The 14,330-nt window shown below is 33.1% G+C and carries 19 protein-coding genes; 16 read left to right on the top strand and 3 right to left on the bottom strand.

Annotation, left to right across the window (positions count from 1 at the left end):
• The first annotated feature begins 2 nt into the window (after nt 1-2).
• Together ACIQ16_RS03280 and ACIQ16_RS03285 are read left to right on the top strand one after the other, a co-directional pair.
• Nucleotides 3-689, top strand: a complete 687-nt coding sequence (locus tag ACIQ16_RS03280; protein WP_396148644.1) for a YjjG family noncanonical pyrimidine nucleotidase — start codon at nt 3-5, stop codon at nt 687-689.
• Complete coding sequence (locus ACIQ16_RS03285) at nt 689-1,363, top strand: hypothetical protein (RefSeq protein WP_396148646.1); 675 nt, start codon at nt 689-691, stop codon at nt 1,361-1,363. The genes ACIQ16_RS03280 and ACIQ16_RS03285 overlap by 1 nt, the downstream gene beginning before the upstream one ends.
• 47 nt (nt 1,364-1,410) lie before the next feature.
• On the opposite strand, the gene ACIQ16_RS03290 is transcribed toward ACIQ16_RS03285, so the two are convergent.
• Nucleotides 1,411-2,700 carry a replication-associated recombination protein A gene (locus tag ACIQ16_RS03290; protein WP_396148648.1) on the bottom strand — a complete coding sequence of 430 codons (1,290 nt, stop codon included), beginning with the start codon at nt 2,698-2,700 and terminating at the stop codon, nt 1,411-1,413.
• Nucleotides 2,701-2,810: 110 nt separating this feature from the next.
• On the opposite strand from ACIQ16_RS03290, the gene ACIQ16_RS03295 reads away from it, so the two are divergent.
• A complete protein-coding gene (locus tag ACIQ16_RS03295; RefSeq protein ID WP_396148650.1) occupies nt 2,811-3,587 on the top strand; it encodes a rhomboid family intramembrane serine protease in 777 nt (258 codons plus the stop codon).
• Between the two features lie 12 nt (nt 3,588-3,599).
• Here ACIQ16_RS03295 and rlmB read toward each other — a convergent pair whose 3' ends face one another.
• On the bottom strand, nt 3,600-4,337 hold the full coding sequence (gene rlmB / locus ACIQ16_RS03300; protein ID WP_396148652.1) for a 23S rRNA (guanosine(2251)-2'-O)-methyltransferase RlmB: 738 nt from the start codon (nt 4,335-4,337) through the stop codon (nt 3,600-3,602).
• A gap of 35 nt (nt 4,338-4,372) precedes the next feature.
• A complete protein-coding gene (locus ACIQ16_RS03305; RefSeq protein ID WP_396148654.1) occupies nt 4,373-6,028 on the bottom strand; it encodes a hypothetical protein in 1,656 nt (551 codons plus the stop codon).
• Between the two features lie 233 nt (nt 6,029-6,261).
• On the opposite strand from ACIQ16_RS03305, the gene rpsL reads away from it, so the two are divergent.
• From rpsL to rpmC, 13 genes are all read left to right on the top strand, one after another.
• Complete coding sequence (gene rpsL / locus ACIQ16_RS03310; protein ID WP_091314384.1) at nt 6,262-6,648, top strand: 30S ribosomal protein S12; 387 nt, start codon at nt 6,262-6,264, stop codon at nt 6,646-6,648.
• Nucleotides 6,649-6,674: 26 nt separating this feature from the next.
• Nucleotides 6,675-7,151: a 30S ribosomal protein S7 gene (rpsG, locus tag ACIQ16_RS03315; protein ID WP_353170357.1), complete on the top strand. Its 477-nt coding sequence runs from the start codon at nt 6,675-6,677 to the stop codon at nt 7,149-7,151.
• 11 nt (nt 7,152-7,162) lie between these two features.
• The gene (gene fusA, locus ACIQ16_RS03320) at nt 7,163-9,319 is read left to right on the top strand and encodes an elongation factor G (RefSeq protein ID WP_396148656.1); all 2,157 of its coding nucleotides are present in this window, start codon (nt 7,163-7,165) and stop codon (nt 9,317-9,319) included.
• Nucleotides 9,320-9,330: 11 nt separating this feature from the next.
• On the top strand, nt 9,331-9,636 hold the full coding sequence (gene rpsJ / locus ACIQ16_RS03325; protein WP_091314374.1) for a 30S ribosomal protein S10: 306 nt from the start codon (nt 9,331-9,333) through the stop codon (nt 9,634-9,636).
• 204 nt (nt 9,637-9,840) lie between these two features.
• Entirely contained in the window at nt 9,841-10,458 is a 618-nt protein-coding gene (gene rplC / locus ACIQ16_RS03330) for a 50S ribosomal protein L3 (RefSeq protein ID WP_396148658.1), read from the top strand.
• Nucleotides 10,458-11,087 carry a 50S ribosomal protein L4 gene (gene rplD, locus ACIQ16_RS03335; RefSeq protein WP_396148660.1) on the top strand — a complete coding sequence of 210 codons (630 nt, stop codon included), beginning with the start codon at nt 10,458-10,460 and terminating at the stop codon, nt 11,085-11,087. Before rplC ends, rplD begins: the two co-directional genes overlap by 1 nt.
• A gap of 8 nt (nt 11,088-11,095) precedes the next feature.
• Complete coding sequence (gene rplW, locus ACIQ16_RS03340; protein WP_353146852.1) at nt 11,096-11,386, top strand: 50S ribosomal protein L23; 291 nt, start codon at nt 11,096-11,098, stop codon at nt 11,384-11,386.
• A 9-nt stretch (nt 11,387-11,395) separates the two neighbouring features.
• On the top strand, nt 11,396-12,220 hold the full coding sequence (gene rplB, locus ACIQ16_RS03345; RefSeq protein ID WP_396148662.1) for a 50S ribosomal protein L2: 825 nt from the start codon (nt 11,396-11,398) through the stop codon (nt 12,218-12,220).
• A 6-nt stretch (nt 12,221-12,226) separates the two neighbouring features.
• Nucleotides 12,227-12,505 carry a 30S ribosomal protein S19 gene (rpsS, locus tag ACIQ16_RS03350; RefSeq protein WP_091314356.1) on the top strand — a complete coding sequence of 93 codons (279 nt, stop codon included), beginning with the start codon at nt 12,227-12,229 and terminating at the stop codon, nt 12,503-12,505.
• A gap of 6 nt (nt 12,506-12,511) precedes the next feature.
• Complete coding sequence (gene rplV, locus ACIQ16_RS03355) at nt 12,512-12,922, top strand: 50S ribosomal protein L22 (RefSeq protein WP_091314353.1); 411 nt, start codon at nt 12,512-12,514, stop codon at nt 12,920-12,922.
• Between the two features lie 8 nt (nt 12,923-12,930).
• The gene (gene rpsC / locus ACIQ16_RS03360) at nt 12,931-13,671 is read left to right on the top strand and encodes a 30S ribosomal protein S3 (protein WP_166077005.1); all 741 of its coding nucleotides are present in this window, start codon (nt 12,931-12,933) and stop codon (nt 13,669-13,671) included.
• A 20-nt stretch (nt 13,672-13,691) separates the two neighbouring features.
• Complete coding sequence (gene rplP / locus ACIQ16_RS03365) at nt 13,692-14,111, top strand: 50S ribosomal protein L16 (protein WP_291241490.1); 420 nt, start codon at nt 13,692-13,694, stop codon at nt 14,109-14,111.
• Nucleotides 14,112-14,123: 12 nt separating this feature from the next.
• Nucleotides 14,124-14,315, top strand: a complete 192-nt coding sequence (gene rpmC, locus ACIQ16_RS03370; protein WP_291241489.1) for a 50S ribosomal protein L29 — start codon at nt 14,124-14,126, stop codon at nt 14,313-14,315.
• Nucleotides 14,316-14,330 lie beyond the last annotated feature (15 nt).

Here is a 14,330-nt window from a genome sequence, read left to right on the forward strand (position 1 = left end):
ATTTGGAAGCTATAAAACATATTTTTTTCGATTTAGATCATACGCTTTGGGATTTTGAAAAAAATTCGGCTTTAGCTTTTGAAAAAATATTTCAAGAACTAAATTTCGATATCAATTCTCAACAATTTATGGATATTTATAATCCAATTAATGTTGCGTATTGGAAATTGTATGAGAAAAACGAAATCGATCAAGAAACACTTCGTGTGAGTCGCGTTAAAGACGCTTTTGAAGCATTTAATTTTGAGATTTCATTAGATCAAATAAATACCATTTCACATTTGTTTATTGAGTATTTAACTTCAAATAATCATTTGATAGAAGGTACAATTGAAACGTTAGACTATTTAAAAGATAAATATATATTGCATATCATTACTAACGGATTTTCATTTGTACAAGATGTGAAATTACAAAAAAGTAATTTGGATAAGTATTTTGTTACCATTACAAATTCGGAAGCAGCGGGGCATAAAAAACCGCACGAAAACATTTTCAATCACGCGCTAATTAGTGCAAATGCTTCTAAAACTGAAAGTATTATGATTGGAGATAGTATTGAAGCAGATGTTTTAGGCGCTATGAATTTCGGAATAAAAGCTGTGTTTTTTAATCCAGCAAATGAAATGGTTTCAAATAATGAAATTATTCAAATTCAATGTTTAACCCAATTAAAAAATATATTATAATGAAGAATTTCTCAATTTTTGTTCTGTTTATATTTTCTATACATTCATTTGCTCAACAAAATAAAGTGATTATTATTTCAAATAAATACGAATTTCAGAAAGAGAAAAATGCTTATAACATAAACAACATGTTAAAAGCTATTTTGGTTTCTAATACTTATCAAGTATTTTTTGATGATGAGGTTTTGCCTGTAGAAATTGCACAAAACAGATGTAAAGCTTTAACAGGAGTTTTAGTAGATAACAGCAATATGTTTTTAACGAAAATGAAATTTCAAATTAGAGATTGTCAAAATAATTTGTTGTTTGAAACGACAGAAGTAAAAACAAGAGAAAAAGATATTCAAAACGCATATATTGAAACCATTGGGTTGTTAAGTCCAGAATTAAAAAAATACAATGCAACGTTAATTCAAAAGAAAGAAGTTGTTGAAATTCCTTCAGATGTCGTTTCGTCATCAATAGCGAAATATCAATTTGTACAAATTACTAATGGTTTTGCCATTATGGATGCTACTCTTAAAGTTGTTTTGCAAATTTACAACACCACAAATCCTACTATTTTTATTGCTGATAAGTTTGGCGTAAAAGGTGTTTTTACTAAAATAGCAAACAAAGGGATTTTTGAATATTATATGAATGATAAATTAGTAGTTGAAGAGTATCTGTTTTAATAAAAATTATTTTTCCTTACACCCAATACCTTTAACCTAAAACCCAACTAATACCCATATTTATTCTTCCATCTGTTTTTTAAAAACTGACGAATTTCTTTTTCCCTGGCGTTTTCACCTGGTTCAAAAAAAGTGGTTTCAGATAATTCGGTTGGTAAAAATTCTTGTTCAGCAAAATTATTAGCAAAATCGTGTGAATATTTGTATTCCTCGCCATAACCTAATTCCTTCATTAATTTTGTTGGCGCATTTCGTAAATGAATCGGAACGGGTAAATCGCCAGTTTGTTTTACTACTTGTTGGGCTTTTCCAATGGCCATATAACTGGCATTACTTTTTGCAGAAGTGGCCAAATAAATAGCACATTGACTCAAAATAATTCTACTTTCTGGATAACCAATTGTACTCACCGCCTGAAAAGCATTATTCGCCAATATAAATGCTGTTGGATTGGCGTTTCCAATATCTTCACTTGATAAAATTAGCATTCTACGGGCGATAAATTTTACGTCTTCACCACCTTCAATCATTCTAGCTAACCAATATACTGCTCCATTTGGATCGCTTCCACGAATTGACTTTATAAATGCTGAAACAATATCGTAATGTTGTTCGCCAGTTTTATCGTACAATACGGTGTTTTTTTGAACCAATTGCATTACCTTTTCATTAGTAATTTCTATGATTGCTGAGCCTGTCGAAGTATCAGTCGCATTAATTACCAATTCAAAAATATTCAATAGCTTTCTTCCATCGCCACCTGATAATCTTAGTAAGGCTTCTGTTTCAATTAAACTAATATTTTTAGTTTTTAGATAGTCATCTACAACAATTGCTCGGTGTAAGATGTTTTCTAAATCTTCTTTTGTAAACGCATTTAAAACATATACCTGACATCGTGACAAAAGTGCAGGTATGACTTCAAAACTTGGGTTTTCTGTAGTGGCGCCAATTAAAGTTATCCAGCCTTTTTCTACTGCCGCTAAAAGCGAATCTTGTTGCGATTTGCTAAAACGATGAATCTCATCAATAAATAAAATAGGATTTTTAGCTGTGAATAAACCACCGCTTTGTTTGGCTTTTTCAATTACGTCTCTAATGTCCTTTACACCTGAATTAATAGCGCTCAATTCGTAAAACGGGCGTTTACTTTCCTGTGCCATAATTTGCGCCAAGGTAGTTTTCCCTGTTCCTGGAGGCCCCCATAAAATTAAACTCGGAATGATTCCTTTCTCAATTTGTTGGGTTAACGAGCCACTTTTGCCAATTAAATGAGATTGGCTAATGTATTCCGATAAAGTTTTCGGACGAATTCGTTCTGCTAAAGGTATTGTCATAAAGCAAATTTAAACAATGCAATCTTCTCAACCAATTTTTTTTAATTTTAATATGACATGCCAAATTTTCATATCTTGTACTTTGGCTTCATTTTTGACCTTTCTTAAATATGATTAAATCGTCTATAGATAAAAATTTTTATTTTTCACTTTCCGTGCTACTATTTCCGTTGCTCTTTGTAATGTTATTATGGATCACGTATTATTTGAATTTGCATTATTTTCCAGAATTGTATCAATACGGAATTTTGCCTAAGACGGTTAAAGGTTTACGAGGTATTCCACTACATATTTTTATTCACGGAAATTTCAAACATGTACTTAATAATTCTATTCCGATTTTCTTTTTGGTGATGGCTTTGAAGTATTTTTACCGTCAACAGTTTTTTAAAGTATTATTTTTAGGTGTTTTATTTACAGGATTAGGAACTTGGTTTTTGGGTAGAAACTCCTATCATATTGGCGCAAGTGGATTGGTGTATTGTTTGGTAAGTTTCATCTTTTTTAAAGGAATTTTAACCAAATATTACCGATTAGTCGCCTTGTCATTAACCATCGTATTATTATATGGAGGAATTATATGGTATATGTTTCCAAATGCTGAAACGTTAAACGGAGGCTTATCTTGGGAAGGGCATTTTTCTGGTTTTGTAACAGGTTTGATTATGGGGATTTTTATAAAAACACCTCAATTTTCGGCACCAATTTTTTACGATTGGGAACATCCAGATTTCGATCCAACGGATAAACCTTTCTTCAAACAATTTGACAAAAACGGAAATTTTATCAATCCGCCAAAACTTGAAAGTATCGAAGAAACAGAAGTAGATTCGTATTTTAAATCATCAGTAAAGGTGATTTATGATTTTTTGAAAATGAAAAATTAGAAAATTGACTAATTAAATAAGACGCTGTCTAACCACTTCATATAAAAAAGCACCACAGGCAACGGAAACATTTAAAGATTCAATAGTTCCGTACATCGGTAATTTTGCTTTTTCATCCACCACTTTTAACACTGAAGGGTTTACGCCGCGTTCTTCGTTACCCATAATGATTGCTACAGGAACTTTAAAATCGATATCATAAATGGTGTTTTCTGTTTTTTCTGTTGCTGCTACGGTTTTGATGTCGCAACTTTGTAAATGAAAAACCGCATCTTTAATATGATCCACTTTACAAATTGGAATATTAAAAACGGCGCCAGCACTTGTTTTTACTGTATCGCCATTTACTGGAGCGGAACCTTGTTTTTGAACAATAATTCCATTAACGCCAACACATTCAGCTGTTCTAATAATTGCACCAAAATTTCTCGCATCAGATAATTGGTCTAAAATTAAAAACAAAGGCGTTTTGCCACTTTCTAAAGTTTGTTCAATTAAAGTATCTAAATCGTGAAAAGCAATTGGCGAAATTGTAGCCACAGCCCCTTGATGATTTAAGGAAGTAAAACGATTCAGTTTTTCTACAGGAACATAGCTAAAATTGACATTATTCGCTTTTATAGCTTTCATTAAATCTTTCATTAAGTCGCCCTGAGCTTCTTTCTGAATAAATACTTTATCTATAACTGCGCCCGAATGTATGGCTTCAATAATGGCTCTAATTCCAAAAATCTGATTGTCGTTTTTCATAGGTGCAAATATAGGTAAGTTTATTCAAATTTATTTTAAAAATACGTTTTAAAACTAATTTGAACTATAGAATTAGAGAGTTTTATGGTTTGGTTTCCTGTATTTCCATTGGCATACACTAAATTAAACAAACCGCCATTGCTTAGTAACCCAAAGCCAAAACCCAATCCGTAAAGTTGGTCTTTTGTGTTGTTGGCTTTATCTTGATAATATCCGAAATCAGTAATGCTGTAAAAATACAGATTTGGAGAAGCAATATATCGGTACTCAGCAAAAAGACCAGTAAATACGTTTCCTTGCAAGCTATTTTCGTTAAAACCTCTAATGGATTGAATGCCTCCAAATCGATACAATTCATTGGTAAAATAATCATTGCTTTGAAGATAATAGGTATCTGTTTTAATATGAATTACGTTTTTTTTGTTGAGTTCGAGCAATTTTTGCAGTTGAATTTGAGCAAAAAACTGATTCGTTTTTACGGCGCTTGCTGTTCGGTTACCCATTCCGAATTTTGTAAAAACGGTAAATTTATCTGGAAATAAAGAATCGTCAAAACTAACTTTTTTATGTTCAAAAACAGAAGTAATAAATGTGGATTTTAAATCTTTAATGGTTGAAGAAGTTGCTTTTTGAATGGCTTCCGAAACATTATCCTTATAGCCTATAAAAACTTTTGTGTTGTAATTTATCATATAACCCAAATCGAAATCGAAACTACTATTTTGAAAAATGGTATCTTGTTTAAAAATTCTTAAATTTGTTTTTAATGCCAACGGACTCTTAAAAATGTAAGCTAAATCCAAATTCACATTGAACGTGCTTTGTTTGTTTCCGTCATTTTTCCAATACAAATTAAAGCGTTCTCCAGAATTTAAGTTATTATACAAGTTCAAATCTACATAACCATTAAATTGTAATTTTTGTGTTTCTTCTTTATTTCCAAATCCTAAAAAACCATCAAAAGTGTTGTTTTTTCTTTTTTCAAGATACAAATATACTTTTGTAGAATCGGTTGTGAGTAAAACTTCTGGATATTTTATTTGAGATACAAAAGGCAAAGCATTAAAATCGGAGTGAATTTTTTTAATAACGTCTTTGTTAAAAGGTTTAGTGTTGTATTTTCTTAAAAAAACTTTTTTAATGCCTTCAGGAAATTGGCTGTAACCTTGAAAAACCAATTGATTAATCTTTCTAATTTTGTTTAATTCAATTATTAAATCGGCTTGTAATTGGTTATTGGTTTTGGTAAAATTTCTTAATTGTATTTTCGATTGAGCAAAACCTTTCTTTTCTAAAATATTTAATTTTTCGTTAATGTAATTTTCTGTATTCGAAAGTAACATGATTTCAGAAGTGGTTATACTTAAAATTTCTTTTACTTCATTTGATAGACTATCGGTTTTAATTTCAATATTTCGAGTTAAATTTCCTAATCTATATCTGAAGGTAAAACTACTGTCATTATTTTTTTTGGTTTGAAGTAATTCGTTTTCTAAATAGCCAATTTTTAATAAATTTTCATTGAATTTTTTTTGAGTTTCTAGAATATTCTTTATTTCGATATGTTTTTTAGTGTAGCCAATACTATCAATTATTTTATTTTCAAAGGAAGAGCATCCTTCAATTTTTAAATAAAATTGCTGACTATATATATAAGGTGAAAATAAAAATAGAAAAAACAAATATTTCATAGTCCAAATATAACGTAATTTTTATAATATTTATTTTCTGGGATTTATTTTAAGAAAAGTCAGTTTAAATTGTAAGATGCGTTTTTAAAAGGGCGTTTGCAGCATCATCTGGTTATCAAAAAGTTAGAAAATTAAAAATAAATAATATAGCGTTTGGATAATTAAAAATAATTTCTACCTTTGCATCCCTTAAAATAAGGTAACAATAAACAAAGTTTAATTAAAATTTAATTATGCCAACAATTCAGCAGTTAGTTAGAACAGGAAGAACCAAAATAACTAAGAAGAGTAAATCGGCGGCTTTAGATTCATGTCCTCAAAGAAGAGGTGTATGTACTCGTGTTTACACAACGACTCCAAAAAAACCAAACTCAGCAATGAGAAAGGTAGCTAGGGTTCGTTTAACAAACGGAAACGAAGTAAATGCATACATTCCTGGAGAGGGGCATAATTTACAAGAGCACTCGATAGTATTAGTTAGAGGTGGAAGGGTAAAAGATTTACCAGGAGTTAGATACCACATTGTGCGTGGTGCTTTAGACACAGCAGGTGTTAAAGACAGAACACAACGTAGATCTAAATACGGTACAAAACGCCCTAAAGAAGCAGCTAAAAAGTAATTATTTAACACTTTTAAAGAAAAGACATGAGAAAAAGACAGGCCAAAAAAAGACCTCTTTTGCCAGATCCAAAATTCAACGATCAGTTGGTAACACGTTTCGTAAACAACTTAATGTGGGATGGTAAAAAATCAGTTGCTTTTAAAGTATTTTATGATGCTTTAGAGATAGTTGAAACAAAAAAACAAGATGCAGAGAAATCAGCATTAGAAATTTGGAAAGATGCATTAACAAACGTTATGCCTCACGTAGAAGTACGTTCACGTAGAGTGGGTGGAGCTACATTTCAAATTCCAATGCAAATTCGCCCAGATAGAAAAGTATCTATGGCAATTAAATGGTTAATTCTTTACACTAGAAGAAGAAATGAAAAATCTATGGCTGGTAAATTAGCTGCAGAAATTTTAGCAGCGGCCAAAGAAGAAGGTGCGGCAGTTAAGAAAAGAATGGATACTCACAAAATGGCAGATGCTAATAAAGCATTCTCTCACTTTAGATTTTAATTCGTACAGAAATGGCTAGAGATTTAAAATTCACGAGAAATATTGGTATTGCTGCGCACATTGATGCGGGTAAAACTACAACTACAGAACGTATTTTGTTCTATACTGGAAAATCACACAAAATTGGTGAAGTACATGATGGTGCTGCAACAATGGACTGGATGGCTCAGGAACAAGAAAGAGGTATTACAATTACTTCTGCTGCAACTACTTGTACATGGAATTTTCCAACTGAACAAGGAAAGTTGTTGCCAGAAAGTTTGCCATACCACTTTAATATTATTGATACTCCAGGACACGTTGATTTTACTGTTGAAGTAAATAGATCTTTACGTGTATTGGATGGTTTAGTTTTCTTATTTAGTGCAGTTGATGGTGTAGAGCCACAATCTGAAACTAACTGGAGATTAGCAGATCAATATAGAGTGCCTCGTATGGGATTCGTAAACAAAATGGACAGACAAGGTTCTAACTTTTTAGCTGTTTGTCAGCAAGTTAGAGACATGTTAAAGTCTAATGCAGTTGCAATTACTTTACCTATTGGTGAAGAATTAGATTTTAAAGGAGTAGTAGACTTAGTTAAGAATCAAGCTATTGTATGGCATGATGAAACGCAAGGAGCTACTTTCGATATCATCGAAATTCCTGCTGATATGGTAGATGAAGTAAAACAATATAGAGATATTCTTATTGAAGCAGTTGCTGATTACGATGAAAACTTGCTTGATAAATACATGGAAGATCCAGATTCAATTACAGAAGAAGAAATCAACTCTGCGTTGAGAGCTGCTACTATGGATATGGCAATTATTCCTATGATTGCAGGTTCATCATTCAAAAACAAAGGGGTTCAATTCATGTTAGATGCAGTATGTAAATACTTACCATCTCCAATGGATAAAGAAGGTATTACAGGAATTCATCCAGATGATGCTGAACTATTAGAAGAAGATCAAACTAAAATATTACGTAAGCCTGATGTTAAAGAGCCATTCGCAGCTTTAGCATTTAAAATTGCTACTGACCCATTCGTAGGTCGTTTAGCTTTCTTCCGTGCTTACTCAGGTCGTTTAGATGCTGGTTCTTATGTGTTAAATACACGTTCTGGAAGTAAAGAAAGAATTTCTCGTATCTATCAAATGCACGCAAATAAACAAAATCCAATCGAATATATTGAGGCTGGAGATATTGGAGCGGCAGTTGGTTTTAAAGATATTAAAACTGGAGATACATTGTGTGATGAAAAACACCCAATCATTCTTGAGTCTATGAAATTCCCTGCGCCAGTAATTGGTATCGCTATTGAACCAAAAACAAAAGCAGACGTTGATAAAATGGGTATGGCTTTAGCTAAATTAGCTGAAGAAGATCCAACATTTACAGTTAGAACTGATGAAGCTTCAGGACAAACTATTATTTCAGGGATGGGTGAGTTACACTTAGATATCCTTGTAGATAGAATGAAACGTGAATTCAAAGTTGAAGTAAACCAAGGTGAGCCTCAAGTGGAATACAAAGAAGCATTTACAAAATCAGCTACTCATAGAGAAACATATAAAAAACAATCTGGAGGTCGTGGTAAATTCGGTGATATCGTATTTAGATTAGAGCCTGCTGATGAAGTGGACGGTAAAATTCCTGTAGGATTACAATTTGTGAATGAGGTAAAAGGAGGAAACGTTCCTAAAGAATATATCCCTTCTGTTGAAAAAGGTTTCCGTGAAGCTATGAAAACTGGTCCTTTAGCAGGATACCAAGTAGATAGTTTAAAAGTAACTTTGTTAGACGGATCTTTTCACCCAGTCGATTCAGATGCTCTTTCTTTCGAATTAGCAGCTAGAATGGGTTATAGAGAAGTAGCAAAAGCTGCTGGAGCTATCGTGTTAGAACCTATCATGAAAATGGAAGTTATTACACCAGAAGAAAACATGGGAGATATCGTAGGAGATATTAACCGTCGTAGAGGTCAGGTGAATGACATGGGTGACAGAAACGGTGCTAAAACTATCAAAGCAGATGTGCCATTATCAGAGATGTTCGGTTATGTAACTACATTAAGAACATTGTCTTCAGGTAGAGCAACTTCAACTATGGAGTTCTCACACTACGCTGAAACACCTGCTAATATATCAGAAGCGGTAATTAAAAAAGCAAAAGGTAACGCTTAATTCTTAAGAAAATGAGTCAAAAAATCAGAATAAAATTGAAATCTTACGATCACATGTTGGTAGACAAGTCTGCTGAAAAGATTGTAAAAACTGTAAAAAGCACAGGTGCTGTAGTAACGGGTCCAATTCCATTACCAACACACAAAAGAATTTTTACAGTATTACGTTCTCCACACGTAAACAAAAAATCTAGAGAGCAGTTTGAATTGATGTCATACAAAAGACTTCTAGATATTTATAGTTCTTCTTCAAAAACGATTGATGCGTTAATGAAATTGGAATTACCAAGTGGTGTTGAAGTAGAAATTAAAGTATAACTTTATTTCAATATATTTAAAAAACCGAGTTGAAATACTACTCGGTTTTTTTATATTTTAAAGGGTAAAATATTAGATTTTTGTTGTTTTTAAAAATAAGTTAACATTTATTTTTGAGAATAATAAAATATTTATATATTTGCACCCTTGAAAAAATTCAGCAATCGTGCTGAAAATCAATGTTTAATTAAATAATATGTATTTATGTCTGGGTTAATCGGAAGAAAAATCGGTATGACTAGCATCTTTGACGAGAATGGAAAGAACATTCCATGTACCGTTATTGAAGCTGGACCATGCGTTGTGACCCAAGTCAGAACCAATGCAATTGACGGGTATGAAGCCCTTCAATTAGGTTTCGATGACAAAACTGAAAAGCATACAGTAAAAGCTGAAGAAGGTCACTTCAAGAAAGCGGGTACTGCTGCTAAGAAGAAAGTTGTTGAATTCCACGGTTTTGAGGAGGAGTTTAAGTTAGGAGATACAATTGATGTAAACTTATTCACAGAAGGTGAATTTGTTGACGTAGTTGGAACTTCGAAAGGTAAAGGATTTCAAGGTGTTGTAAAACGTCATGGTTTCGGTGGGGTAGGTCAAGCCACTCACGGTCAACATAACCGTTTACGTGCGCCAGGATCTGTTGGAGCATCATCTTATCCTTCTAGAGTATTCAAAGGAATGAGAATGGCCGGAAGAATGGGTGGAGATAATGTAACAGTTCAAAACTTAAAAGTTTTGAAAGTTGTTGCTGACAAAAATCTTTTAGTAATTAAAGGGTGTGTACCAGGGTGCAAAAACTCTTATGTAATCATTCAGAAGTAATGGAAGTAAAAGTTTTAGATATCAACGGAAAAGAAACAGGTCGTAAAGTAAATCTTGACGATACCGTTTTCGCTATAGAACCTAACAAACATGCTGTATATTTAGATGTTAAGCAATACTTGGCTAACCAAAGACAAGGAACGCACAAAGCTAAAGAAAGAGCAGAAGTTGCAGGTAGTACACGTAAAATTAAAAAACAAAAAGGTACAGGTACTGCTCGTGCAGGATCAAAAAAATCTCCTTTATTTAAAGGTGGGGGTACTGTTTTTGGACCAAGACCAAGAAGTTATTCATTCAAATTGAATAAAAACTTAAAAAGATTAGCTCGTAAATCAGCATTTTCTTTAAAGGCTTTGGAATCAAATATTCTTGTTGTTGAAGATTTTACTTTCGACACGCCAAACACTAAAAAATTCATTAACGTATTGAGTTCTTTAGGGTTAGAAAACAAAAAATCTCTATTTATATTAGGTGATACAAATAAAAATGTATATTTGTCGTCGCGTAATTTAAAAACAACTTCTGTTGTAACTAGCTCAGAATTAAGTACTTATGCTATTTTAAATGCAAAATGTTTAGTTCTTTTAGAAGGTTCAATTGAAGCGATAGAAGCTAATTTAAGTAAATAATTCAGATCATGAGTGTTATTATCAAGCCAATTGTAACTGAAAAGTTAACTAAAGATGGTGAAGTTTTTAACCGTTTTGGTTTTATAGTTGAAAAAACAGCTAATAAAGTACAAATCAAAAAAGCTGTTGAAACAGCATTTGGTATTACTGTAGTAGCCGTAAGAACAATGAACTATAGAGCTGATAGAAGTGTAAAATACACTAAAAGCGGATTAATCAGTGGAAAAACAAATGCTTACAAAAAAGCAGTTGTTCAAGTTAAAGAAGGAGAATCGATAGATTTTTATACTAATATCTAATATACAACAATGTCAGTTAGAAAATTAAAACCTATTACCCCAGGTCAGCGTTTTAGAGTTGTGAATAGCTTTGACACTATTACAACTGATAAGCCGGAGCGTTCATTGATCGCACCGAAAAAAAACTCTGGAGGTAGAAATAGTCAAGGAAAAATGACCATGCGTTATACAGGTGGTGGTCATAAACAAAAGTATCGTATTATTGATTTTAAAAGAACAAAAGCTGGAGTTCCTGCTAATGTGAAAACAATCGAATACGATCCAAACCGTTCAGCATTCATTTCATTATTATATTATGCAGATGGAGCAAAAACTTACGTTATTGCACAGAATGGTTTACAAGTTGGGCAAACTATAGTTTCAGGAGAAGATGCTTCACCAGAAATTGGAAATGCGTTACCTTTAAGTAAAATTCCATTAGGAACAGTTATTTCTTGTATCGAATTAAGACCTGGACAAGGTGCGGTAATTGCACGTTCGGCAGGTACATTTGCTCAGTTAATGGCTAGAGATGGAAAGTATGCAACAATTAAAATGCCATCAGGTGAAACAAGATTGATCTTGTTAACTTGCTCGGCTACAATTGGAGCAGTATCTAACTCTGACCACCAATTAGTAGTATCTGGTAAAGCAGGTAGAACTAGATGGTTAGGAAGAAGACCTAGAACAAGACCAGTAGCTATGAACCCAGTTGATCACCCTATGGGAGGTGGAGAAGGACGCTCTTCAGGAGGTCACCCACGTTCAAGAAAAGGTTTACCAGCTAAAGGTTATAGAACTCGTTCTAAGGTTAACCCGAGTAACAAGTATATTGTAGAACGTAGAAAGAAATAATAAGATATGGCACGTTCATTAAAAAAAGGACCATTTGTACACTTTAAATTAGAGAAAAAAGTACAAGAGAATATAGAAGGTGGTAATAAAAATGTTGTGAAGACTTGGTCTAGAGCATCTATGATTATTCCAGATTTTGTAGGACAAACTATCGCTGTTCACAATGGCCGTCAATTCGTTCCAGTTTATGTAACTGAGAATATGGTTGGTCATAAATTAGGAGAATTCTCACCAACAAGATCTTTTAGAGGTCACGCGGGTGCGAAAAATAAAGGTAAAAAATAAGAAGTCATGGGAGTTCGTAAAAGAGAAGCAGCTGACGCAAGAAAAGAAGCTAATAAGCAAATTGCGTTTGCAAAGTTAAATAACTGCCCTTCTTCACCAAGAAAAATGCGCTTAGTTGCGGATCAAGTAAGAGGTCAGAAGGTAGAAAATGCTCTTAATATATTAAGATTCAGTCCAAAAGAAGCTTCAAAAAAATTAGAGAAATTAGTTTTATCAGCTATCGCCAATTGGTCAGCTAAAAACGAAGGATCTAGTATGGAAGACGCTGGCTTATTTATTAAAGAGATTAGAGTTGATGGTGGTATGATGTTAAAAAGATTACGTCCTGCACCTCAAGGTAGAGCACACAGAATTAGAAAACGTTCTAATCACGTAACCGTGGTTTTAGGAGCTATCAATAACACACAAAGTAATTAATTAACAGTATGGGACAAAAGACAAATCCAATAGGAAACAGACTTGGTATCATCAGAGGATGGGACTCAAACTGGTATGGTGGAAATGATTACGGTGATAAAATCGCCGAAGATTATAAAATCAGAAAGTATATCCATGCACGTTTAACGAAAGCTAGTGTATCAAAAATAATTATCGAGAGAACTTTAAAACTTGTAACCGTTACTATCACTACTGCTAGACCTGGTATTATTATCGGAAAAGGCGGACAAGAGGTAGACAAGTTGAAAGAAGAACTTAAGAAAATTACAGATAAGGAAATTCAAATCAACATTTTCGAAATCAAAAGACCTGAATTAGATGCTTACTTAGTCGGTAACTCTATCGCTCGTCAAATCGAAAGTCGTATTTCTTACAGAAGAGCTATCAAAATGGCTATCGCAGCAGCAATGAGAATGAACGCAGAAGGAATTAAGGTTCTTATTTCTGGTCGTTTAAATGGTGCAGAGATGGCGCGTTCTGAAGGTTTCAAAGAAGGAAGAATTCCATTATCAACTTTCAGAGCAGACATTGATTATGCATTATCTGAAGCACATACTACTTATGGTAGAATGGGTATCAAAGTATGGATAATGAAGGGCGAAGTTTATGGTAAAAGAGATTTATCTCCGTTAGTAGGTATGGACAAAAAAGGTCCAAAATCTTCTGAAAGAGGTGGTTTTGATTCAAAAGGAAAAGGCGGTAAACCAGCTCCACGCAAAAGAAAGTAATTTTTTAAATTAAAGACAAAATGTTACAACCTAAAAGAACAAAATATCGTAAGGTACAAAAGGGAAGAATGAAAGGAAACTCTCAAAGAGGGCACATCCTTTCAAACGGAATGTTTGGTATTAAATCTATGGATTCTTCTTTTATCACGTCTCGTCAAATTGAAGCATCTCGTATTGCTGCAACTCGTTACATGAAAAGAGAGGGTCAATTATGGATCAAAATATTTCCAGACAAACCTATTACAAAAAAACCACTTGAGGTACGTATGGGTAAAGGAAAAGGAGCAGTCGAATATTGGGCTGCTGTTGTAAAACCAGGAAAAATTATGTTTGAAGTAGGTGGAGTGCCTATCTCAGTAGCTAAAGAGGCATTACGTCTTGCAGCACAAAAACTTCCTGTAAAAACTAAGTTTATCGTTGCTAGAGATTTCGAAGCATAATAAAAATTAATTATGAAACAATCTGAAATAAAAAATCTATCTGTAGCTGACTTACAAGCAAAGCTTGTTCAGGTAAAGAAAACGTATAACGACCTTAAAATGGCTCATGCTATTTCTCCAATCGAGAATCCGCTTCAAATGAGAACATTAAGAAGATCAGTGGCAAGAATTGCAACTGAAATTACTAAAAGAGAGTTACAATAATTGTATTCTGCTGAA

Origin of the sequence: Flavobacterium sp., from assembly GCF_044360715.1 — a bacterium.
Lineage (GTDB): Bacteria > Bacteroidota > Bacteroidia > Flavobacteriales > Flavobacteriaceae > Flavobacterium.